Annotated in this window: 21 protein-coding genes and 1 tRNA gene; 10 read left to right on the top strand and 12 right to left on the bottom strand. The window is 36.9% G+C overall.

The genetic code is table 11. The annotated features are described in order from the left end of the window. Positions 1–82 precede the first annotated feature (82 nt). Together gltX and DHD80_RS03190 are read left to right on the top strand one after the other, a co-directional pair. A complete protein-coding gene (gene gltX, locus DHD80_RS03195) occupies positions 83–1597 on the top strand; it encodes a glutamate--tRNA ligase (RefSeq protein ID WP_251739530.1) in 1515 nt (504 codons plus the stop codon). Between the two features lie 108 nt (positions 1598–1705). Next, a complete protein-coding gene (locus DHD80_RS03190; RefSeq protein ID WP_251739529.1) occupies positions 1706–2665 on the top strand; it encodes an SPFH domain-containing protein in 960 nt (319 codons plus the stop codon). A gap of 58 nt (positions 2666–2723) precedes the next feature. Here the strand turns inward: DHD80_RS03190 and DHD80_RS03185 are convergent, their stop codons facing one another. From DHD80_RS03185 to DHD80_RS03170, 4 genes are all read right to left on the bottom strand, one after another. Then, entirely contained in the window at positions 2724–2942 is a 219-nt protein-coding gene (locus tag DHD80_RS03185) for a DUF6327 family protein (RefSeq protein ID WP_251739528.1), read from the bottom strand. Continuing rightward, positions 2939–3301 carry a hypothetical protein gene (locus DHD80_RS03180; RefSeq protein ID WP_251739526.1) on the bottom strand — a complete coding sequence of 121 codons (363 nt, stop codon included), beginning with the start codon at positions 3299–3301 and terminating at the stop codon, positions 2939–2941. The genes DHD80_RS03185 and DHD80_RS03180 overlap by 4 nt, the downstream gene beginning before the upstream one ends. A 3-nt stretch (positions 3302–3304) precedes the next feature. After that, positions 3305–3697, bottom strand: coding sequence for a YtxH domain-containing protein (locus DHD80_RS03175; protein ID WP_251739523.1), 393 nt, complete (start codon positions 3695–3697; stop codon positions 3305–3307). A gap of 112 nt (positions 3698–3809) precedes the next feature. Then, positions 3810–5492, bottom strand: coding sequence for a glutamine--tRNA ligase/YqeY domain fusion protein (locus tag DHD80_RS03170; protein ID WP_251739521.1), 1683 nt, complete (start codon positions 5490–5492; stop codon positions 3810–3812). A 140-nt stretch (positions 5493–5632) separates the two neighbouring features. On the opposite strand from DHD80_RS03170, the gene folB reads away from it, so the two are divergent. Together folB and DHD80_RS03160 are read left to right on the top strand one after the other, a co-directional pair. Next, positions 5633–5989 carry a dihydroneopterin aldolase gene (gene folB, locus DHD80_RS03165; protein WP_251739520.1) on the top strand — a complete coding sequence of 119 codons (357 nt, stop codon included), beginning with the start codon at positions 5633–5635 and terminating at the stop codon, positions 5987–5989. Positions 5990–6038: 49 nt separating this feature from the next. After that, positions 6039–6109, top strand: a tRNA-Cys gene (locus DHD80_RS03160). A 32-nt stretch (positions 6110–6141) separates the two neighbouring features. Here DHD80_RS03160 and DHD80_RS03155 read toward each other — a convergent pair. Together DHD80_RS03155 and rnr are read right to left on the bottom strand one after the other, a co-directional pair. Then, positions 6142–6867 carry a LysE family translocator gene (locus DHD80_RS03155; RefSeq protein ID WP_251739519.1) on the bottom strand — a complete coding sequence of 242 codons (726 nt, stop codon included), beginning with the start codon at positions 6865–6867 and terminating at the stop codon, positions 6142–6144. A gap of 85 nt (positions 6868–6952) precedes the next feature. Continuing rightward, positions 6953–9154: a ribonuclease R gene (gene rnr / locus DHD80_RS03150; RefSeq protein ID WP_251739518.1), complete on the bottom strand. Its 2202-nt coding sequence runs from the start codon at positions 9152–9154 to the stop codon at positions 6953–6955. A gap of 195 nt (positions 9155–9349) precedes the next feature. Here rnr and DHD80_RS03145 point away from each other — a divergent pair, with 195 nt between their 5' ends. The 4 genes from DHD80_RS03145 to DHD80_RS03130 all read left to right on the top strand — a co-directional run bounded on the left by DHD80_RS03145 (position 9350) and on the right by DHD80_RS03130 (position 11193). Continuing rightward, the gene (locus DHD80_RS03145) at positions 9350–9523 is read left to right on the top strand and encodes a hypothetical protein (protein WP_251739516.1); all 174 of its coding nucleotides are present in this window, start codon (positions 9350–9352) and stop codon (positions 9521–9523) included. A 30-nt stretch (positions 9524–9553) separates the two neighbouring features. Continuing rightward, on the top strand, positions 9554–9784 hold the full coding sequence (locus DHD80_RS03140; RefSeq protein WP_251739515.1) for a DUF2007 domain-containing protein: 231 nt from the start codon (positions 9554–9556) through the stop codon (positions 9782–9784). A gap of 511 nt (positions 9785–10295) precedes the next feature. After that, positions 10296–10739, top strand: coding sequence for a ribose 5-phosphate isomerase B (gene rpiB / locus DHD80_RS03135; RefSeq protein WP_251739514.1), 444 nt, complete (start codon positions 10296–10298; stop codon positions 10737–10739). A gap of 1 nt (position 10740) precedes the next feature. Continuing rightward, on the top strand, positions 10741–11193 hold the full coding sequence (locus tag DHD80_RS03130) for a GNAT family N-acetyltransferase (RefSeq protein WP_251739511.1): 453 nt from the start codon (positions 10741–10743) through the stop codon (positions 11191–11193). Positions 11194–11199: 6 nt separating this feature from the next. Here the strand turns inward: DHD80_RS03130 and DHD80_RS03125 are convergent, their stop codons facing one another. The 5 genes from DHD80_RS03125 to DHD80_RS03105 all read right to left on the bottom strand — a co-directional run bounded on the left by DHD80_RS03125 (position 11200) and on the right by DHD80_RS03105 (position 17713). Beyond that, complete coding sequence (locus tag DHD80_RS03125) at positions 11200–12834, bottom strand: S41 family peptidase (RefSeq protein WP_251739510.1); 1635 nt, start codon at positions 12832–12834, stop codon at positions 11200–11202. Further along, positions 12815–13207 (bottom strand): ribonuclease P protein component, encoded by a 393-nt coding sequence (gene rnpA, locus DHD80_RS03120; protein ID WP_251739509.1) that lies wholly within the window; start codon positions 13205–13207, stop codon positions 12815–12817. The genes DHD80_RS03125 and rnpA overlap by 20 nt, the downstream gene beginning before the upstream one ends. 69 nt (positions 13208–13276) lie before the next feature. Continuing rightward, the gene (locus DHD80_RS03115; protein ID WP_251739508.1) at positions 13277–15154 is read right to left on the bottom strand and encodes a M1 family metallopeptidase; all 1878 of its coding nucleotides are present in this window, start codon (positions 15152–15154) and stop codon (positions 13277–13279) included. A gap of 7 nt (positions 15155–15161) precedes the next feature. Then, complete coding sequence (locus DHD80_RS03110; protein WP_251739507.1) at positions 15162–16841, bottom strand: S8 family serine peptidase; 1680 nt, start codon at positions 16839–16841, stop codon at positions 15162–15164. An 8-nt stretch (positions 16842–16849) separates the two neighbouring features. Beyond that, positions 16850–17713: an MBL fold metallo-hydrolase gene (locus tag DHD80_RS03105; protein WP_251739506.1), complete on the bottom strand. Its 864-nt coding sequence runs from the start codon at positions 17711–17713 to the stop codon at positions 16850–16852. Between the two features lie 163 nt (positions 17714–17876). Here DHD80_RS03105 and DHD80_RS03100 point away from each other — a divergent pair, with 163 nt between their 5' ends. Then, complete coding sequence (locus DHD80_RS03100; RefSeq protein WP_251739505.1) at positions 17877–19757, top strand: sodium:proton antiporter; 1881 nt, start codon at positions 17877–17879, stop codon at positions 19755–19757. A gap of 137 nt (positions 19758–19894) precedes the next feature. Then, complete coding sequence (locus DHD80_RS03095; RefSeq protein WP_251739504.1) at positions 19895–20254, top strand: four helix bundle protein; 360 nt, start codon at positions 19895–19897, stop codon at positions 20252–20254. Positions 20255–20319: 65 nt separating this feature from the next. Here DHD80_RS03095 and lepA read toward each other — a convergent pair whose 3' ends face one another. Then, positions 20320–22116 carry a translation elongation factor 4 gene (lepA, locus tag DHD80_RS03090; RefSeq protein ID WP_251739503.1) on the bottom strand — a complete coding sequence of 599 codons (1797 nt, stop codon included), beginning with the start codon at positions 22114–22116 and terminating at the stop codon, positions 20320–20322. Positions 22117–22279 lie beyond the last annotated feature (163 nt).

The raw sequence follows: 22279 nt of genomic DNA, 5'->3' as shown, positions 1-22279 counted from the left end.
AAATTAATTTCTTTTAAGAGAGGGATCAAAGGCTTTAGGTTGCGTTTTTAAGATTGTATCTTTGCCGTAAATTGAAAGAAATATGTCTTCTAAAGTCAGAGTGAGATTTGCTCCCAGCCCAACCGGACCTCTACATATTGGCGGGGTTCGTACGGCACTATATAATTATTTATTTGCAAAAAAACATGGTGGCGACTTTGTGTTAAGAATCGAGGATACAGACCAAAATCGATATGTTGAAGGAGCTGAAGAATATATTATTCAATCCCTGAACTGGTGCGGAATCCCTTTTGATGAAGGTCCCGGCAAAGAGAAGGGTTTTGGCCCCTATCGCCAAAGTGAGCGTAAAGATTTATATAAGGATTATGCCCAACAACTTGTAAACTCCGGTAATGCTTATTATGCTTTTGATACGGCTGATGCGCTTGACGAGCATAGAAAAGATCATGAAAAGAAAGGGAAAACATTTATTTATAACTGGCATAACAGGCTAAAACTTCAGAATAGCCTATCGCTGACTGAAGAACAGGTACAGGAAAAATTAAATGCTGAAGAGCCTTATGTTATCCGATTCAAATCTCCGGAAGACGAAATTTTAAAATTGAATGATCTCATTCGAGGCGAAATGGAGATCGACACTAAAATTCTTGATGATAAAGTATTATTCAAGAGTGACGGGATGCCAACTTATCATTTAGCAAATATTGTAGATGACCATTTAATGGAAATTACCCATGTGATACGAGGGGAAGAATGGCTTCCCTCCCTGGCGTTACATTATTTACTGTATAGATCCTTTAACTGGAAGGCCCCGGAATTCGCACATTTACCATTAATCCTGAAACCTCAGGGCAAAGGAAAATTAAGTAAACGGGATGGGGAAAAAATGGGGTTCCCGGTATTTCCTTTGGAATGGAAAGATCCAAAAAACAACGAAATTTCAGCGGGATATAGAGAATCTGGCTATTATCCTGAAGCTGTGGTAAATATGTTAGCCTTCTTAGGCTGGAACCCGGGAACAGAACAGGAAATTTTCAGTATAGAAGAGCTTATGGAAGTTTTTGAACTGGAAAAAGTTCATAAAAGTGGGGCAAAATTTGACCCGGAAAAGACCAAATGGTTTCAACAACATTATATTCAGGAGAAAGATAACCAAAAGCTAACCGAAGATTTTTCAGAATTTTTATCTGATAAAGGTATTGAGGCTGATAAAAGTAAAGTTTTGGAAATCGTAGATCTTCTTAAAGAAAGAGTGGTTTTTGTTGCAGATTTCTGGAAAGAAGGTTCTCTATTTTTTATCTCCCCTACTTCATATGAACCAAAAGATGTAAAAAAAGCCTGGAAAGAAGATACTTCTGAATTAATGCAGGAATTAAAAACCGTCCTGCAAAACACAGAAGATTTCTCTCAAAGTAACCTGGAAACAACTGTAAAAAACTGGATCAAATCTAAAGAAATAGGATTTGGAAAAGTCATGATGCCACTTCGTATCGCTTTAGTTGGCGCTTTACAGGGGCCAGATCTCTACGCGATTGCCGCATTTATTGGGAAAAACGAAACGGTTCATAGAATACAAAAAGCGATAAACACACTTTAAAGCTATATTTTCTTAGCATCATCCCGAATTGATTTTATATTAATTCGGGATTTTTATTTTTCAATCCTTCTGGATTAATACTTAACTTGTATTGAAAATTTAAATATTATGTTGAATTTAGTGCTCATACCCGCTTTAGTAGTTATTCTGCTACTTCTCATCTTTTCAGGAATCTTCGTAGTGAGGCAACAAACGGCCGCTATTGTGGAAAGATTTGGAAAATTTACCAGTATTAGGAATTCAGGCTTGCAACTCAAAATTCCTTTGATAGATAAAGTTGCAGGTAGGATCAATTTAAAAGTCCAGCAATTAGATGTCATGGTTGAAACCAAAACCAAGGATAATGTATTTGTAAAACTTAAGATTTCTGTCCAGTTTCAGGTGATCCGCAATAATGTATATGATGCATTTTACAGGCTTGAAAACCCAAGTGATCAAATAATGTCCTACGTTTTTGACGTAGTGCGCGCAGAAGTGCCGAAAATGAAGTTAGACGATGTTTTTGAACGTAAAGACGACATTGCCATTGCCGTAAATCGCGAATTGAACCAGGCTATGGAAGATTATGGATATGATATTATTAAAACCCTGGTAACCGATATTGATCCGGATGTTCAGGTAAAATCTGCCATGAACCGTATAAACGCGGCGGAAAGGGATAAAGTTGCGGCGGAATATGATGCGGAAGCAGATCGTATTAAAATTGTGGCCAAAGCACGAGCGGAAGCTGAGAGCAAAAGGTTACAGGGACAGGGTATTGCCGATCAACGTAGGGAAATTGCCCGGGGTCTCGAAGAAAGTGTCGATGTTCTGAATAATGTGGGGATCAATTCCCAGGAAGCTTCGGCATTAATTGTGGTAACCCAGCATTATGACACTTTACAGTCTATTGGGGAACAAACCAATACCAATCTTATTTTGTTACCCAATTCTCCACAGGCGGGAAGTGATATGCTGAATAATATGGTTGCTTCTTTTACGGCATCCAATCAAATTGGGGAAGCTATGAAAGAGCATAATAAGAAACTACCCGATAAAAAATCACGCAAATCTTCAGATAAGGAATAAAAAAAAAGCCTTCAGATAATCCTGAAGGCTTTTTTTTTCTTTTTCAATAGCAATTTAATTACATAAATTTTCTAATTCCAAAAATTTTAGATACCGCTTTCAGTAGAAAGAATTTCTCAAATAAAGCCATGAAAGAACTTCCTATTATGGAGCCTGGAGTTAATTCATCTTTAGTTTGATCAAAGCTTAACTTAAGTTCTTCCTTATCAATTTCAGTTTGAAGTTGCAAAATCTTAAGGTCACGATCTATTTCCTGAAAAGATGAATATATTCTCATTTCTTATCTTCTTCGTTAAACATAATTTTTGAAAATTTCTTTAAAACCAGTTTTTCAATAGGTTCTTTGGCAAAGAAATATATCAAAATAAATATGAGGAGATAGATGGCTCCAACAATAAAATACCCGGAACTTGGAATTCCAATTTGTTCACTGATCACAATAGCCAAAGCAAAAGAAATTAATAAACCTGCGGTGGTCAATAACAAACCCATAATCAGGAAACGAACTAATGCCGTAGCACCTTTCATTCCCTGTTTAAAGGCTTTTAGTTTATAATATTCAGTATTACTATGGATGTAAGCTTGGATATTATCGTTTACATCATGAACACCATCAGATAATTTTTCAAATGCCATAGATTAAACTACTGCTTTGTCTGGAGTATTACCCTTAGAATTCGAATTACCCGTATTGGTAACCGGCTTATCTTTTTGAAGTTTTGAATTTTGCTTTCTTAACTCGTCAAGTTTTGATTCCATTGAAGCTAAAATATCATCAGCTTTATGACTTGCGGAAGATAAAGTTTCTTCAAGTCTGGTTTCAAAATCTGCTCTCGCTCTTTTAGCCTTATCACTCAAATTAGAGGTTGTTTCTTTATATCGCTGGTTTAATCTATCCTGAGCTGTTTGCGCATCAGACTTTAATTTTTTTCTAGTTTCTTCCCCAGATTCCGGAGCGTAAAGAATTCCCAATCCAGCTCCAATCGCTGCACCGGTTATTAATGCTAAAAGTGTATTTCCTGCACTTGCCATAAGTATTGATTTTTTAATTAGTAGTTTTCAAAGATAGTCCTAAAGCTTTCTTTTACCTGTTAATAACCGGTTAATATGTTAAAATCCTATCCTAATTTATTCTTAAATGGTCTTAAGCTGATTGGATTTTTGCCCAGGAATCCCTTAAACCTACAGTTTTATTGAAAATGAGTTTTTCTTTTGAACTATCCTTATCCACACAGAAATAACCAATTCTCTGAAACTGAAATTTATCCATTACAGAAGCATTTTTTAAACTCGGTTCTAAATAACCGGTAATAACCTGTAATGAATCTGGGTTCACAAATTCCAGATAATCCTTTTCTTTATCACCATCGGGAACTTCTTCGGTAAAAAGTCGGTCATATAGCCTAATTTCAACTTTAAGAGCGTGTTTAACCGATACCCAGTGCAAGGTTCCTTTTACCTTACGCATAGATTCTTCAGAACCGCTACCACTTTTACTTTTGGGGTCGTAAGTGCAATGAATCTCAATAATTTCACCCTGATCATTTTTTACCACACTTTCACCCTTGATGATATAGGCATTTTTAAGCCTTACTTCTTTCCCCAGGGTTAACCTGAAAAATTTTCGGTTTGCCTCTTCTTTAAAATCTTCCTTTTCGATATAAAGTTCTCTTGAAAAAGGAACTTCACGACTTCCCGCCGATTCATCTTCCGGATTATTTTCAGCTTCGAGCCATTCTTCCTTATCTTCAGGATAATTGGTAATCACCAGTTTTACAGGATCTAAAACCCCCATTACCCTTGGGGCCACCCTGTTTAAATCTTCACGTACGCAAAATTCTAAATGTGCCACATCAATTAAGTTTTCCCGCTTCCCAACACCAATGGAATCAGCAAATTTTCTAATCGATTCCGGAGTATAGCCCCTTCTTCGCAATCCCGAAATGGTAGGCATTCTGGGATCGTCCCAGGATTCTACAACACCTTTTTCTACTAACTGAAGGAGCTTTCTTTTACTTACAATGGTATGGCTTAAATTTCTGCGTGCGAATTCTCGTTGTTTAGGTTCCAATTTTCCCGGCTTGCTCACTTTACTAATAAACCAGTTATATAATTCCCGATGGGGTAAAAACTCAAGGGTACAAAAACTATGCGATACACTTTCTATAAAATCACTTTCACCATGTGCCCAATCATACATAGGATAAATTTTCCAGCTATCCCCGGTTCTATGGTGATTTCTATGTAAACCTCGATACATTATGGGATCCCTCATCAACATATTTCCCGCGGCCATATCTATTTTTGCCCTTAGAACATGTCCTTTTTCGGCAGTTTCCCCATTCTTCATTTTCTCAAAAAGATCCAGGTTTTCTGCAACAGATCTATTACGGTATGGGCTTTCAGTTCCTGCCTGGGTGGGCGTTCCCTTTTGTTGTGCTATCTCTTCAGAAGTTTGGCTATCTACATAAGCATCACCATTTTTAATCAATGCTACGGCCCAGTCATAAAGGGTTTGAAAATAATCTGAAGCATAACATTCCTCCGCCCATTTAAAACCAAGCCAGTGTATGTCATTTTTTATAGCATCTACATATTCCTGCTCCTCTTTCATAGGATTTGTATCATCAAACCTCAAATTCACAGGTGCATGATAGCGTTCGCCCAATCCAAAATTCAAACAAATGGATGAAGCATGGCCAATGTGTAAATACCCATTTGGTTCAGGGGGAAATCTAAATTTTAACTGATCTTTGGTGTAATTGGCCTGAAGATCCTCTTCAATTATTTGTTCAATGAAATTCAATGGCTTTTTTCCTTCCTCCATAGTTTCTAAAAATAAAATGCAAATTTACCAAAAATAAGGGCTAAACCATTTTAAATCTCCCCCGGAATCAGAAATTATTTTGATTGATCACTCTGTTTATTCAAATAAAATTCTAAATGTATCTTTGCTAAAAAATTATTTTGGGAGTAATAAAACTTAAAAATATTCGCCTTTTTGGTTATCACGGTTGTTTAACTGAAGAAAGTAAAATTGGAAGCGATTACAGGGTCGATCTAAAAGTTTATGCAGATCTTTCACATTCAGCTAAAACCGATCAACTTGCAGACACTGTTGATTATGTGCATTTAAACAAAATAGTAAAAGAGGAAATGGCCAAACGGTCCAAACTATTGGAAAATGTAGCCGAACGTATTATCAACCGGGTCATGAAGGAATTGATTATGGTTCAGAAAGTTGTGGTAGATGTTTCGAAGATAAATCCGCCAATTGGTGGGAATGTTGCTATGGTTACCGTAAGACGAAAGAAATCAAAATAGAATTTAATTCTAAAACTTAAAATTTTTATTACATTTGCCAACCGTTAATGGCATCGTGGCCGAGTGGCTAGGCAGAGGTCTGCAAAACCTTGTACAGCGGTTCGAATCCGCTCGATGCCTCAAGAAAAGCTTCCTCTATTCAGGAGGCTTTTTTATTTATTTTCTTCTGTAGAATTATAAAAGCCAATGATGGGTTCTTCAGGAGTGATCTCCTCTATCTGATCTTTAATTTCTTCAATTTTATCTGGAAAGAAGCCCTGAAAAATAAGAATTCCTCCAAAAAGTATCAATACCAGACTAATGATTTTCTTCATGGTGAAGATCCTCCCGGGAGTGAGTTTTCTATTCAATTTTTTAGCCAGAAGAATTTTAAAAATATCAATGATTAAATAGGTAACAATCACTGTAGATAAAAAGATAAGGATCCTTTCCTTATCCATATTCATCTTTGGAGAAAATACGATGATAACCCCAAGCCAGAAGCCCATTACCCCAATATTGATAAAATTAAGCAGAAAGCCTTTGGCAAATAAACTGAAGTAATCGCTCTTTCCTAATTTTCTAATTTCAGGAGTTTCTTCATTGGTTTGGAATGATTTTTTTGCCTGGAGAAAGCTCATCACGCCATAAGTGGCGAGAATCATCCCGCCAAAAATAAAAAGCGCGGGGTCGTCCCTTAAACGATCTAAAAGTTTTGTAGTACTAAAATAAGCGATGGTTATAAAAACAATATCGGCGACGATCACGCCAAAATCGAAGGAAATAGCTGCCCTAAATCCTTTTATAGCGGCAGTTTCCAACAAAACGAAAAAAACCGGACCCAGTAGAAAAGCTAAAAAGAAACCTAAGGGTAAGCCCGATAATATATCCTGTAGCATACAATTGTAATTATTACAAATGTAAACTTTTACCTATATGATAAAAATCTAAATACTTTCCTGGGAATTTCATAGTAGCCATCAATTACTTTTCTACTTCGCTCCTACTTCCAACGAGCGTAAAATCTAATTGACGTTTTACCAGATCAGCATTTTTTACTTTCACGTAGACCTCATCCCCTAAGGTAACCGTCCTTCCGGTTTTTCTTCCGGTCACTGAAAATTCTTCAGCATTATATTCATAATGATCATCGTTCATATCCCGTAAACGGATCATTCCTTCACATTTATTCTCGATAATCTCTACAAATATTCCCCAATCTGTAACTCCAGAGATCACCCCAAGAAATTCTTCATCTACATGATCCTGCATGAATTTTACCTGCATATATTTAATGGAATCCCGCTCTGCATTGGTCGCCAGATTTTCCATTTCGCTGCTATGATGGCATTTATCTTCATATTCCGCCTCATTTGCAGAAGGTTCATTATCCAGATAGCGCTGCAATAACCTGTGCACCATCACATCTGGATATCTTCGAATTGGTGAGGTAAAATGTGAATAATAATCAAAAGCCAATCCGTAATGTCCAATATTTTCAGTGCCATAATAGGCCTTGCTCATGGTTCGTATAGCAAGGGTATCCACCATGTTCTGCTCTTTTTTACCCTGAACATTCTCCAGTAATTTATTCATTGAAGCAGTGGTAGATTTTCTATCCTTAAGATTAAGTTTATGTCCAAACCTGCCCACAATATTTTGCAAGGCAGCCAGTTTCTCATCATCTGGTTCATCATGGCAACGATAAATAAATGTCTTTTTAGGATCCATTTTACCAATATATTCGGCAACCCTTCGATTCGCCAGCAACATAAATTCTTCAATAAGCTTATTGGAATCTTTTGCTGATTTAAAGAAAACCCCGACCGGCTCATTTTCTTCATTTAAATTGAATTTTACTTCAACTTTATCAAAAGAAATAGCGCCATCACGCATTCTTCGAGATCGCATTTTTTTCGCGAGGGTATTCAGCGTTAAAATTGCATCAATTACAGCTCCTTTTACGGTGTATGGATGATTTCTAATGGAAATTTCTTCGGGAATTGTTCCTGAACTAGTTTCTATGATATGTTGTGCTTCTTCATAAGCAAATCGTTCATCGGAATATGTTACTGTTCTTCCAAACCACTGATTTTTTACTTCGGCTTTATCATTAATTTCAAAAACCGCTGAAAAAGTAAATTTTTCTTCGTTGGGCCTTAAAGAACAGGCATTATTGGAAAGAATTTCCGGCAACATAGGCACTACCCTATCTACCAGATAAACAGAAGTTGCCCTTTCATAAGCTTCATCATCCAGGATGGTTCCTGGTTGGAGATAATGGGAAACATCAGCAATATGTATCCCAATTTCATAATTTCCATTCTCAAGTTTTTTAAAACTTAAGGCATCATCAAAATCTTTGGCATCTTTTGGATCTATAGTAAACGTTAGGGTTTCACGCATGTCCCTGCGTTTCTTAATTTCATCCTTCCCAATAGAAGTGTCTATGGTATTGGCAAATTCTTCTACTTCTTCGGGAAAATCATGAGGTAAACCATATTGCGCTAAAATGGAATGAATCTCGGTATGATGTTCCCCCGGAGTTCCAAGAACGCGGGTGATCCTTCCTAAGGGAGAATCGGCCTTTTTAGGCCATTCATCAAATTCCACAATAACTTTGTCACCATCCTTTGCCCCATTCAATTTATTTCCTGAAACAAAAAAATCGGTATACATCGATTTATCATCAATAACCACAAATCCAAAATCCTTCTTTTGTTGTAACACACCAACAAATTCGGTTCTTTTTCTTTTTAATATTTTAGTGACTTCCCCTTCAGACCTTTTATTTCTTCTCTTATTATATATATAAATTTCAACGGTATCACCATCGAAAGCTGAATTCAGATCTTTATTGGGAATAAAAATATCATCAGCAAGATCGGGTACCATCACATATCCATAACCCTTGGTAGTAAGGTCCATTACTCCGGTAAAATAATCTTTGCTGGATTCTATTTTAAAGCTACCACGTTCAACTTCTGTAATTTGTTTTTTCGCAGCAAGCTGGGCAAGATTTTTAATAATCTGATTTCTGCTACTCGCATCATTTACGCCAAGAATAGAGGCAATTTGTTTGTAGTTATAAGCTTTACCTGAATTATTTCTAAGTATATCTACTATTTTTCTGGAGAGGTTACCCTGGGGTTTAGGCCTGGAACTTCCGGATTTTTTTTTCTTCATATAGGGCAAAATTACAGCATTAATATAACAGATGGTAGGTTTCAGTTTAAAGTTTTGTTAAGCGAAAATTATATACCTCACTGAATATCAGAAAATCTAATCAATTTATTTTTAACAAGCATATATAATTTATCTTAATTATTTATTAATTTTGAATTTACCTAAAAAGAATGATTTTCATCTAATTTTGGCCTTATGTTTCGAGTTTCCAGGTCTTTGAAATACACCATTATTCTTTTCCTTATATTCTTTATTGGGATTTTGGGCTTTGCCGTGTATATCAATAAATCGTTGGATAAGAACAGTGAGATCATAGATCCTTCTGAAGTCTTTGCACCAGATCAAACTCCTTTAGCTTTTCAGTTTTAAGCCTTATCTTTAAGTATAAGTAAAAATTCTATGAAAAGCTTTGTATGCATCGCTTCTTACACCTCACCACACGAATATTATATTCTCCAAAATAAGCTGCAGGACGCTGAAATCAACCATTATTTCTCGAATGAGCAACTTGTTACGCTCATGGTAAACACAGGCGGTATTCGTCTTATGATACATCCAGATGATCTTGAAGAAGCTATGAACATTTTGAAAGAAACAGAAGATGATTCTAAAAATCTTGGTATCGTATAGTTATGAACATTTATTAATATTCCATTTATTTCTTCTTTTATAAAAAATTAAAAATGATGGTGATGATGGCTTGTTAACTTGTAGTATAAATCTTTGAAGAAAAGATTGTTTTTTGACTTGTAAACTTTTGTCGACAACTTATAAACATACTATAAGAAATCTAATGTCTTGATTCTCTTAAGATTTTAAGATTATCTTAACAAACCTATAAAATTGTTTTTAACAGATTAAAATGAAAACTTATCTTTTTTCTGTTGTCAACAAATCGAATTTTAATACTGATAAGTCGCTCGAAAATTTCATACTTATAATTAGAATTATCCATAAAATGGTTGCTATTGGAATATTTGCGTTAGCAAGCAAATTTCTTTATTACTTTTTGATCCTTACTTATTCACAATCAATTGTCAATTTTAAACCGCTGTAAATCAGTAATTATTGATAATTCATTAACATTCCTAAATTCAATGTATTTTGTATTGGTTTTGCTAAATTTGAAAAAATATATATCATGAAGATCTCAATAGGAAATGATCATGCAGGTACCGATTATAAAGAGCTTTTACAGAAAAACCTTGAAAAATCGGGACATGAAGTAACCAATTATGGAACCAATAGTGAAGATAGTGTGGACTATCCAGATTTTGTTCATCCAGTAGCTAAAGATGTAGAAAACAAAAAGGCCGATCTTGGGATTATTATTTGTGGAAGCGGTAATGGTGCAAATATGACCGCCAACAAACATCAGGGAGTACGATCAGCATTATGTTGGACAGTTGAGATCGCAAAACTGGCCCGGGAACATAACGATGCAAATATATTGAGTATCCCTTCCAGGTTTGTTTCCAAAGAACTTGCCCTTGAAATGATGGATGTTTTTTTAAATACCAAATTTGAAGGTGGAAGGCATCAAAAGCGTATAGATAAAATTCCCGCTAAAAAATACTGTTCTTAAATTGAAAAGGGACCTAAGTATAAGCATCAAAAGCTTTGATGATCTTTCTATTATTGAACTTTACCAAATCCTGCAATTACGTTCTGAAGTTTTTGTAGTAGAACAGGATTGCGTTTACCAGGATATAGATGGAAAGGATCAAAAAGCCATACATATAATCGCTAAAAAAAATGGGCAAATTGTTGGTTACACCCGCTGTTTTCCCGCGGGCTATTATTTTAAAGAAGCCTCAATTGGAAGAGTTGTAGTAAAAGAATCTGAACGTAAATTTGGATACGGTCACGTAATCATGGAAGCTTCAGAAAAAGCTATTCTGGAAAATTTTAAAACCAACAATATTAAATTATCTGCACAGCAATATTTGATAAAATTCTACCAGTCACATGGGTATGAACCTGTTGGTGAAGGCTATCTGGAAGATGGTATTCCCCATATCGCTATGGTAAAGAGTTAAGTATTTTTATTTTAGAATAGAAGAATATTTTGATGTATTGGCCAGAATAGCTTTAGCCTCTTTAATTTCAGGGTTATGGCCGGTATAATATTCATAAAGGCCTTCTTTATAGAAATATCTTTTGATAATTTCATCGGTTATTAAACTGGTAATTTCAGCCTTTTTATCATCCAGTTCCTGTTTTTTATGCACGTTTATTAAAGACTGGATTTTAGAAATTTCAGAAGCAATTTTATTCTTTAAATCTTCATCCTGAGCGGTTTGCATCATTTCTGAAAGTTCTTTTTCCGTAGCAGTCACATAATTAAAATCTGAATTTTCAAGGAATTTTTTAAAATCTGAAAAATCTGCATCGGAAAATTTAAAATCATTTACATTTTCCAGGCTGTGCGAGTAATAATAGTTCGTGGCATAATTGAAAATTGCGTCCTGGTAGAGTAGCGCCTGGGTGATATCGCTGTATTCTGAAGTTTCAAGTTTAATATCGGGTAAAACTCCCCCGCCATCGTACACTTTTCTTCCATTCTTGGTGGAGAATTCATTATAATCTTCAACTTTGGTACGTATCGCCTGTCCGTCCTCGTTTCTTTGGCGATAATCCAACGCCTGTATACACCTTCCGCTAGGCGTATAATACCTGGAAATGGTAATTTTTAATTGGGTGCCATAAGCCAGTTCCCGTGGCCGCTGCACCAGTCCTTTACCAAAACTTCTAGCTCCCACAATAACTCCGCGATCAAGATCCTGGATAGCTCCGGCAACGATCTCACTCGCAGAAGCACTCCTGCCGTTTACCAAAACAACTAATGGAATGCTGGTATCTATCGGTTCTTTTTCAGTGAAATATTCTTTATTGTATTTTTCGATGACAGATTTTGTAGTAACGATCAATTCACCTTTAGGAACAAATATATTGCTCACATTGATGGCTTCATTTAACAGCCCACCAGGATTCCCACGTAGATCAAGGATTACTTTTTCAGCTCCCTGATTTTTTAATTCTTTTAATGCCCTGGCAACTTCACTAGAGGCTTTGGCATTGAATTTACTTAAAACAATATAGGCCGACTTATCTTCTAAAAGTTTAAAATATGGAACGGCATTTATATCTACAGCACCACGCTGTATCGAGGTAGTTTTTGTTTCGCCCTGTCTTCTAAAAGTAATTTCGATTGCACTGTTAGGAGAGCCATTCAGCAATTCTCCCGCGTCTTCTTTAAAATCAGCAACTTTGATATTACCTATTTGTATGATTTCATCTCCGGCTTTTAAACCTGCTTTATCTGCAGGATAATCTTTATAAGCTTCCACTACAACCATATGATTGGGAGTTGCCTTCACTACCGCGCCAATTCCCGTGTATTCACCGGCACTGTTAATTCTGGCTGCTTCCACATCCTGTTCATTCCAGTAATTGGTATATGGATCAAGATCGGTTAACATCGATTTTATAGCGGAATCCATCAGTGCGGCAGGGTTGGTTTCATCCACATAATTCATATTTACTTCTTTGAATAAGGTGGTAAAAATTTCGATCTGCTTGGCGATTTCGAAAAAATCTGATTTAAAGCTTAAGCTTCCAAAGGCAATTCCAATAATTACAACAGGAAAAATCAGTATTTTAAGTAGTCTCTTTTTCATTATTTCTTCTCTTTTCATTAAAAAGTTGCATTATTTTCAGCATGCATTTTTCCAGCGTTTCATAATCGCTCAATTGTTTATTGATATAAATAAACATAAAAGCGTAGGAGCTTTTTAAATCATTGGAAACAAGATACTTATTTTTTCGATAAACTTCCCGTAAGATCCTTTTGGTCCTGTTACGATCTACTGCTGTTTTTACCAAACGTTTTGGCACCGAAAATCCCGCCTGAATTTGCCTATTTTCGATAGAAGCAACTGGAACATATACTAATTTCAAGGGATATGCCTTTAAGCTTTTTCCTTCAGAAAAAAGCTTTTCAATGAGTTTGGAGCTTTTAAGCTTTTCTTCTTTACCAAAACGTTGGTTCATCCTTCAAAAGTATAAATAAAAAACCCTTTCAAACGAAAGGGTCAATATTTTCAAAAATCTGATGCTTGCTTAATTTTCAGAATCTTCTGAAGTTTCCGCAGCATTTGCTTGCCAGTTATTATTGTCCATGGCGACATCTGCCATTCTACCCGACTTATCAATTTGCACAGCACTAACATCCTTATTCACGGCAAACGTATAGGTAGGAAATCCCCAGGCCCAGTCTTTTAAGGTTTTTGCTGCAGTTTCCTTATTCCATCTCATCATTTCCAGAGGAATATAAAAATCTTCGGAAGTTCCATCGGCATAAGCAACCGTAACATCTATAGGCATGGGCATTAAACCGATTCTTTCAAGGATAACCTGAGTAGAATCACCGGTTTTTTCAACAGCTTTTACTCCATAATCTATCGTATTGGTGGTTTGGGTCCAGTCCATTAAATACCAGTCCAGTTCTGCTCCGGAGACCTTTTCAGCGATCCTGATAAAATCGTTTGGTGTTGGATGTTTAAATTTCCACTCATCATAATAGCGATTTAGGGTTTTAGCAAGATTTTCTTCCCCAATCACATAACCCAATTGAGCAAGAAAAACAGCACCTTTTGAATAGGCTGAAGCTCCGTAAAGTCCGTTCATCACATATCTGTCTGCATGCGTGGTTTGTGGTTGCTCTTTCCCGGAATTTGCCAAATATCTATACCCACGATAGTTCCCGTCATTTGGATTTTCCTTATTTGTTCCCATGACTTCATCCATGGCCAGATCTGAAATGTAAGAAGTAAAACCTTCATCCATCCATTCATGATAACTTTCGTTTGTTCCCATTAAATGCTGAAACCAGGCGTGTGCCATTTCATGAGCAGTTACCCCTATTAAACTTCCTAAGGATCTTTCCCCGGTAATTAAAGTAAGCATGGCATATTCCATTCCGCCATCTCCGCCCTGGATCACAGAATACTGATCCCATGGATAGGGTCCAATATGTACGTTATAAAACTCTAATAATTCTGCAGTTTTTGGCTGAAGAGCTTTCCAGTTATCTTTAATGGAATTGTTGTCTTTATATAGGAAATGCAATACTGTTCCATCTGAAGCAGTTAACTTATCATGAATATATTCAGGATCTGCGGCCCAGGTAAAATCATGCACCATCGGTGCTTTAAAATGCCAGGTTAATTTATCTCCCTTCGCTTTTTTTACTTTGGTTCCTTCCTTTTCATAACCAAATCCTATTTCATCAGCATTTTGAAGATAACCGGTACTTCCTAAAATATAATTTTTATCGATTGAAATCTTTACATCAAAATCTCCCCAAACCCCGTAGAATTCACGGGCGATATAAGGATCTGCATGCCATCCCTGGAAATCATATTCAGCTAATTTTGGATACCACTGGCTCATACTTAAAGCCACACCTTCTGAACTGTTTCTACCAGATCTTCTAACCTGGTCTGGCACCTGGCCTTCGAAGCTCATTTTGAAGGTGGTTTTATCACCTGGCAACAATGCTTCAGCCAGTTCCACTTCTAAAACAGTTCCCACTTCTTCCATTTTTACTTCTTTTCCATCCTGGGTAAGGCTTTTCACATGAAGATAACCCTGGTGTTCTTTTGTTAGCGGGGTTATCCTGCTTTTAAAATCCGGATTCTCTCTGGTACCGGAATTTGTCACCATTCTTCCATCTGGATCTGCTATGCTTTCCAGTCTTGCGTTCATCTCACTTCCCGGTTGGAAAGCATTAAAAAATAAATGGTAAAAAACCCTGTTTAAGGTGTCCGGAGAATTATTTACATATTCCAGTTCCTGATCCCCGGTATATTTAAAAGTTTCAACATTCATGTCTACATTCATTTTGTAGTCCACTTCCTGTTGCCAGTATGAAGTATTATTTTGAGCCGATACAAGGCCGACCGATATTAGTAAAAAACTTAAAATTACTCTTCTCATAAAATGATTACTTTTTTGAAATTTGATCTGCTAAAATTAAGGCATTATAAAGATTTGCCATTTTTCCCGAGGTGGAAAGTTCCTGGAATCTCTTTGTAGAACCACCTTCACCTACCAGTACGGTAGCTTTGGTAGTGATCCCGCTATCCATAATGATCTTTTTCACCTGCGCTGCAGAAAGTTTTGGATAATATCCCCTAATAATCGCGGCGATTCCGGTTACCGCAGGAGCCGCCATAGATGTTCCCTGCAAGAATTCATACGTATTGTTTGGAGTTGTAGACCAGATTTTAGTCCCCGGAGCAAAAACATCCACATTCTTTTTTCCGTAATTTGAAAAATCTGAAACCAATCCCGATCCATATTCATAATTCAAAGATCCAACCGTTAAGAAGTTATCTGAAATTTCCTGAGTTTGATTAGGATTTTGGTCGTTTGGATAGACTCTTTTCACATCCAGGTCCACACTTTCGTTCCCGGCCGCATTTACAATTAATACATCCTTTTCCGCAGCATATTTAATGGCATCTATCACCCATTCCGGATTTGGGGAAAAGTATTTTCCAAAACTAGTGTTGATCACTTTAGCACCATTATCCACAGCATATCGTATGCCCAAGGCAATGTCCTTATCATACTCATCACCATCGGGTACGGCACGCACCGCCATAATTTTCACATTATTGGCAACCCCATTAATTCCTTTTCCATTATTCCTGGTGGCTGCAATAATTCCGGCTACGTGTGTACCATGTTTGATATCCTCTTTTTTAGGATCTGGTCCCATTACCTCATTATTTCCGTAGTTTTTATCGGTAATATCATAAGGATTATCTCCGGTCTTCTCTCTCCCGTTAAGATTTAAATTGAAATGCGTATCCAATCTATTCTGAAAATATTCAATCCCTTCCTGAAGCTGCTTTATAGCCTCAGGAATATTTTCATCTACCTGATTCTGAATTTGTTGCAACATCGCTTTATATTGTTGCATTTGCTGGGTAGTTGGCTTATAATCTGTTAGTTCGTCTTTCGTATAATCTTCTTTGCCCAAAGCTTTGGTCATGGCATTATGAGCCGCACTAAATTGAGTTTTCAATTCTTTGTAACGTGCCAGATTTTGCTGGGTTTCAGCATATTCCTTATCATATTCAGCTTTTGCAGCCTGGTAAGTCCTGAATTCTTCCCTGTCCCCAGCACTTATCGAAGATTCGGTTTTCCCTTCATATTTTGGTTTCAGCCTTTTTACAATCCGGGTATATTCCATATTCTCTTTCACCGCATCTCCAAGAAAATTCCATCCATGTACATCGTCTATATATCCGTTTTTATCGTCATCCTTTCCATTACCTGCAATTTCCTTGGGATTGTGCCAGATATTGTTCCGCAGATCTTCATGCTCTATATCTATTCCGCTATCCACAACCCCAACAATCACTGTGGAAGGCTTGTTATTTTTAATAATTTCAGCATAAGCTTTATTTACGCTCATACCGGGGATGGTATCAGAAACCAAATCGTAACTGCTCCAGTTTTCCAATTCTGCATCGGTAAGTTCAGAAACCTTTAAAGGGATTTCATCTATATTTTCTACCGGAGTGGAAACTATTGTAGGGGAAGTACTGCCACAACCTGTAAGGATTCCAGCTGCAATAATTGGAAAAATCGATTTTATAAAATTTATTTTCATTGTGATATTTAATTAAAAATTTCGTTGAATGTATAGGTTTTATCATGTCTCACCCCTTTTTCAGTATTTTTTAGAGTGATAATTTCGTTGTGTGCGTCATGTTCCAGCCATAAATAATAGCCTTCTTCCGCAGCTTTTTCCAGAAATTTCTTTTTTTCCGGCATGGTTAAAAGTGGTCGGGTATCATATCCCATCACAAAAGGCAAAGGAATATGGCCAGCCGTAGGCAAAAGATCTGCCATGAACACCAGTTTTTTTCCTTTGTAGTTGATATGCGGAATCATTTGTTTATCGGTATGACCATCAACAAACAATATTCCAAAGCCAAGATCCTCACTATTTTTAAAGCTTTCATCTTTTTTTCGTTCTACAAAAATAAGTTTTCCGCTTTGCTCCATGGGGATTATATTCTCTTTTAAAAAAGAGGCTTTTTCCCGGTCATTTGGTTGTGTAGCCCAATTCCAGTGTTCTTTATTGCTCCAAAAATGTGCATTTTTGAAGGCCGGCTCATATCCTGTTCGATCTTTATTCCATTGAATACTTCCACCGCAATGGTCAAAATGTAGATGCGTCATAAAAACATCGGTGATATCGTCCCGGTGAAAACCGTGGCTTTTTAAAGATTTGTCTAGAGAATGATCTCCCCAAAGATGATAATAACCAAAAAACTTATCGCTTTGCTTATCCCCCATCCCTGTATCAATAAGAATAAGTCTATCTCCATCTTCAATAAGCATGCATCGTGCGGCTATATCGATCATATTATTAGGATCTGCCGGATTGGTTTGTGTCCATAATGTTTTCGGAACTACTCCAAACATGGCGCCACCATCCAATTTGAAGTTACCGGCTTCAATAGGATAAATTGTCATATAGTCTTGTTTTGAGATATTCTTTGCAAAATAGAAAATCTAATATCGATAATATAAAATTGGCATTTCATTTAACAGGATATTATTATTAGGGATAGCCTTAAAAGATAAAGCATGAGGAGTTAAACAATTTTTGATATTTTAGCTTCTGAATTATATATGCATGGTAGAATTAGCAGGAATTATCATTTTAGGAATTATATCGCAGTGGTTTGCATGGAAATTTAAGATTCCGGCTATCCTTCCACTTATATTAGTTGGGCTCGCAGTGGGTCCAATCGCAACATTATATACGGAAGACGGCGGAAAATTGATCGAACCCATTTGGAATGCAGATTCTGAAACCGGATTATTTCCTGGCGAAAGTTTATTTTATTTCGTTTCCCTGGCTATTGGTGTCATACTTTTTGAGGGAGGTTTAACCTTAAAAAAAGGGGAAATCCTGAACGTTGGCCCCGTAATTGTAAAATTGATCACCATTGCAGTGATCGTAACTTTTATTGGTGGAGGTATAGCTGCATACTTACTTTTTGGTTTAAGCTGGCAGATCTCTTTTTTATTCGCTGCTTTAATCATTGTTACCGGGCCCACGGTAATCACCCCAATCCTTCGGAATATCCCATTGAAGAAAGATGTTTCTGCGATCCTGAAATGGGAAGGAATCCTTATTGATCCTATTGGGGCACTGGTTGCCGTATTGGTTTTTGAATTTATTGCTGCGGGTGAAGGAAGGGAATATACCCGAACAGCATTTATAGAATTTGGAAAAATCGTTTTATTTGGTTTTACCTTCGGATTCACTTTTGCTCATGGTCTCGCCTTTTGTATCAAGAAAAATGTGATCCCGCATTATCTTTTGAATGTTTTCACCCTGGCCACAGTTTTGGGAGTCTTTGTATTATCAGATCAATTCGCCCATGAAAGCGGACTTCTTGCCGTGGTAATCATGGGAATGGTTATGGGAAATATAAACCTTCCCAATATTAAAGAATTGCTTTATTTCAAGGAATCTTTAAGCGTTCTTTTAATCTCGATACTGTTCATTTTGCTTGCCGCAAATATCAATATGGAGGATCTTTACCTTATCTACAATCTTAATGCGGTTGTGCTTTTTGCGGTTATAGTTTTTGTAATTCGTCCAGCAGGAGTATTCCTGAGTAGTATGAGTTCCAGTTTAAAGTTCAATGAAAAACTGTTTATAAGTTGGGTGGGACCGCGAGGAATTGTAGCGGCGGGTATCGCTTCATTATTCGGTATTAAATTAGCCAGCCAGGGAGTAGAAGGCGCTGAATATATCACACCGCTGGTCTTTATGATTGTACTGGGAACGGTACTCTTAAATGCCACCACCGCGAGGCTGTTTGCTAAATTAGTGGGAGTTTTCTTAAAGCATTCTTCCGGTATTTTAATCGTTGGGGCTTCAGGATTGCCAAGGTTAATTGGAGCATATTTGAAGAAAAATAAACGTCATGTAGTACTTGTAGACAGTAATGTCATGAACGTTAGGAAAGCACGTGAACTGGGAATTGATGCTTTTGAAGAAAATGTATATTCCGATGACCTTGTGAATAATATTGAGCTGAATGATATTGGGTATTTAATGGCAATGACCGGAAACAGCGATGTTAATAAGACTGCAATAGACAGATTTCAGAAACATTTTGGTGAAAATGGCTCTTTCCGCCTTGTTTCTACAGATGAAATGCAGGATCCGGAAAATAATCCCAAGGAAGGACTTTTCAGCCAAACCGATGATTATATTAAGCTTACCAATTTGGCAAGATTACATCCTAAAATTCACGAAATCGATTTGAATGGAAAGGAACATTATGAAGGTCTTATTGAAATCACTAAATCCAATAATGAGATCATTCCGCTATTTGTTAAAAATACGAAAGGGGATCTAAGCATTATTCCGTCCGATAGTATGTCGATGGAAATTGAAGAAGGTTTTAAACTAGTCTATCTGGGCAAAGAAATTGAAGTAGGGGATACTGAGAAAAAACAGGAAATTGAAGAAAGGATGGTAAAAGATGAGGAGTAGATCAGTTAGTTATTAGTTCGTAGTTAATTTTTTAGAGACGTTAGTCCTTAGACTGTAGTCGATAGAAATTAAATTTAGAGTTGTTTCGAGATTATATGCTAATCCTGTTCTTTACTCAAGGGTAAATCAAAAGAAGAATGGAAAAATTTAATTTTGAAGAGCTCAAGGTTTATCAAAAAGCTTTACTTTTTGTCGATAAAGTCTATCTCGAAACCCAGAAGTTTCCAAAGGAGGAAATTTATGGGTTATCCTCCCAATTTAAGAGAGCTTCAATTTCTATCGCTTTAAATATCGCCGAAGGAGCAGGAAGTACAGATCGTGAATTTAGAAGATATCTACAAATAGCCCTCAATTCAACTAAGGAATGTGTTGTATGCTTAGAAATTGCTAGACGGCAATTATTTCTTGAAACTATAGATTTCGAAAATTACCGAAAAGATCTCGCTGAAATATCCAGAATGATTACTTCCCTGATGAAATATCTATCTACTAAGTAATTTTTATTTAAGAGAAAATACTTTGCGAACCAAATAACTGGTTAATACATTTTACCGACTACCGACTAATCATTCAACTTAAGTACCGCCATAAAAGCTTCCTGCGGGATTTCCACATTACCAACCTGACGCATCCGTTTTTTACCTTTTTTCTGTTTTTCTAAAAGCTTTCTCTTACGGGAAATATCACCACCATAGCATTTTGCGGTTACATCTTTACGCAGGGCTTTTACAGTTTCCCGGGCAATAATTTTAGCGCCAATTGCGGCCTGGATAGGAATATCAAATTGCTGTCTTGGAATTAATTCCTTCAGCTTTTCACACATTTTTTTGCCAATATCATAAGCATTATCTACATGTAACAATGCTGAAAGCGCATCAACTGTATTCGCATTCAGCAGCACGTCTACCTTAACCAGTTTAGATTCGCGCAATCCAATTGGTGAATAATCAAACGATGCGTAACCTTTGGAAACAGTTTTTAGACGATCATAGAAATCGAAAACAATTTCAGCTAAAGGCATGTCGAAACTAAGCTCAACCCTTTCTGTGGTTAAATAAGTCTGATTCGTAATTTCTCCCCGCTTTTCGATACACAGGGACATGACATTTCCTACATAATCAGATTTTGTGATGATCGTAGCCTTGATAAAGGGCTCTTCAACCCGGTTTAAACTGGAGGGTTCGGGAAGATCACTTGGATTGTTTACCAAAATCACCTCATTAGGGTTTTTATTGGTAAATGCATGATAGGAAACGTTGGGAACTGTAGTGATCACGGTCATATCGAATTCACGCTCTAATCTTTCCTGAATAATTTCCAGGTGGAGCATTCCTAAAAATCCGCAACGGAAACCAAAACCTAAAGCTGCGGAACTTTCCGGGGTAAAGACCAGGGAAGCATCATTTAGCTGAAGTTTTTCCATGGAAGACCTCAGTTCTTCATAATCTTCAGTATCCACAGGATAGATCCCTGCAAAAACCATGGGTTTTACGTCCTCAAAACCTGCAACCGCTTCGGTAGTTGGATTTACGGCATCGGTAATGGTATCACCCACTTTTACTTCGCGGGCGTCTTTAATACCAGTGATAAGATATCCCACATCACCAGTTTTTATTTCTTGTCTTGGAAATTGTTTGAGCCGAAGCGTGCCAACTTCATCAGCATCGTAGATTTTATTAGTGGCAACGAATTTTATCTTTTCACCTTTTTTAATGGAACCATTAATAACCCTAAAATAGGTTTCCACGCCACGAAACGGATTGTAAACTGAATCAAAGATCAAGGCTCTTAAAGGAGCATCAACTTTCCCTGAAGGTGCAGGAATTCTCGCGATGATCGCATCTAAAATTTCCTGGATTCCGAGCCCGGTTTTCGCGCTGGCAGGAATCACATCTTCCGGTTTGCAGCCTAAAAGATCTACAATATCATCGGTTACTTCTTCAGGATTTGCGCTGGGAAGATCTACTTTATTTAAAACCGGAATAATCTCCAGATCGTTTTCTAAAGCTAAATATAGATTCGAAATAGTTTGAGCCTGAATACTTTGGGCGGCATCCACCACCAATAAAGCACCTTCACACGCAGCAATAGATCTGGAAACCTCGTAAGAGAAATCTACGTGACCGGGAGTATCAATAAGGTTGAGTACGTATTCCTGGCCTTCATGCACATAATCCATCTGGATGGCGTGACTCTTAATAGTAATCCCACGTTCCCTTTCAAGATCCATACTATCCAGTAATTGCTCCTGTTTTTCACGTTCGGTAACCGATCCTGTGAAATCCAACAACCTGTCTGCCAGGGTACTTTTCCCGTGATCTATATGCGCAATAATGCAAAAATTTCGAATATTCTTCATCTCCAGTTTTTGAAAGAATCCGGCAAAATTCCCGCCGAATTTAAGAATACAAATATAATTTAATTAATAGTCTTATATAAAATTTCAACTTTATGTTTGTTTTCTTGCCCAATCGGCTTTAGTTATAGAAATTTAGTTCAGATTTAAGAGTCCAATAATTGCT

The organism is Gramella sp. AN32, from assembly GCF_023718305.1.
Taxonomy (GTDB): Bacteria; Bacteroidota; Bacteroidia; order Flavobacteriales; family Flavobacteriaceae; genus Christiangramia; species Christiangramia antarctica.
The sequence above is the reverse complement of the archived record's forward strand: the minus strand, read 5'-3'. Positions and strand labels throughout refer to the sequence as shown.

Coding starts and splice junctions, on each gene's coding strand:
- DHD80_RS03155 (WP_251739519.1), bottom strand. CDS start 6,867: ATGCTACAGGATATATTATCGGGCTTACCCTTAGGTTTCTTTTTAGCT.
- rpiB (WP_251739514.1), top strand. CDS start 10,296: ATGAAGATCTCAATAGGAAATGATCATGCAGGTACCGATTATAAAGAG.
- DHD80_RS03100 (WP_251739505.1), top strand. CDS start 17,877: ATGGTAGAATTAGCAGGAATTATCATTTTAGGAATTATATCGCAGTGG.
- DHD80_RS03175 (WP_251739523.1), bottom strand. CDS start 3,697: ATGGCAAGTGCAGGAAATACACTTTTAGCATTAATAACCGGTGCAGCG.
- DHD80_RS03105 (WP_251739506.1), bottom strand. CDS start 17,713: ATGACAATTTATCCTATTGAAGCCGGTAACTTCAAATTGGATGGTGGC.
- gltX (WP_251739530.1), top strand. CDS start 83: ATGTCTTCTAAAGTCAGAGTGAGATTTGCTCCCAGCCCAACCGGACCT.
- DHD80_RS03095 (WP_251739504.1), top strand. CDS start 19,895: ATGGAAAAATTTAATTTTGAAGAGCTCAAGGTTTATCAAAAAGCTTTA.
- DHD80_RS03125 (WP_251739510.1), bottom strand. CDS start 12,834: ATGAAAAAGAGACTACTTAAAATACTGATTTTTCCTGTTGTAATTATT.
- DHD80_RS03180 (WP_251739526.1), bottom strand. CDS start 3,301: ATGGCATTTGAAAAATTATCTGATGGTGTTCATGATGTAAACGATAAT.
- rnr (WP_251739518.1), bottom strand. CDS start 9,154: ATGAAGAAAAAAAAATCCGGAAGTTCCAGGCCTAAACCCCAGGGTAAC.
- DHD80_RS03190 (WP_251739529.1), top strand. CDS start 1,706: ATGTTGAATTTAGTGCTCATACCCGCTTTAGTAGTTATTCTGCTACTT.
- DHD80_RS03115 (WP_251739508.1), bottom strand. CDS start 15,154: ATGAGAAGAGTAATTTTAAGTTTTTTACTAATATCGGTCGGCCTTGTA.
- DHD80_RS03140 (WP_251739515.1), top strand. CDS start 9,554: ATGAAAAGCTTTGTATGCATCGCTTCTTACACCTCACCACACGAATAT.
- DHD80_RS03145 (WP_251739516.1), top strand. CDS start 9,350: ATGTTTCGAGTTTCCAGGTCTTTGAAATACACCATTATTCTTTTCCTT.
- rnpA (WP_251739509.1), bottom strand. CDS start 13,207: ATGAACCAACGTTTTGGTAAAGAAGAAAAGCTTAAAAGCTCCAAACTC.
- DHD80_RS03185 (WP_251739528.1), bottom strand. CDS start 2,942: ATGAGAATATATTCATCTTTTCAGGAAATAGATCGTGACCTTAAGATT.
- DHD80_RS03110 (WP_251739507.1), bottom strand. CDS start 16,841: ATGAAAATAAATTTTATAAAATCGATTTTTCCAATTATTGCAGCTGGA.
- lepA (WP_251739503.1), bottom strand. CDS start 22,116: ATGAAGAATATTCGAAATTTTTGCATTATTGCGCATATAGATCACGGG.
- DHD80_RS03170 (WP_251739521.1), bottom strand. CDS start 5,492: ATGGAGGAAGGAAAAAAGCCATTGAATTTCATTGAACAAATAATTGAA.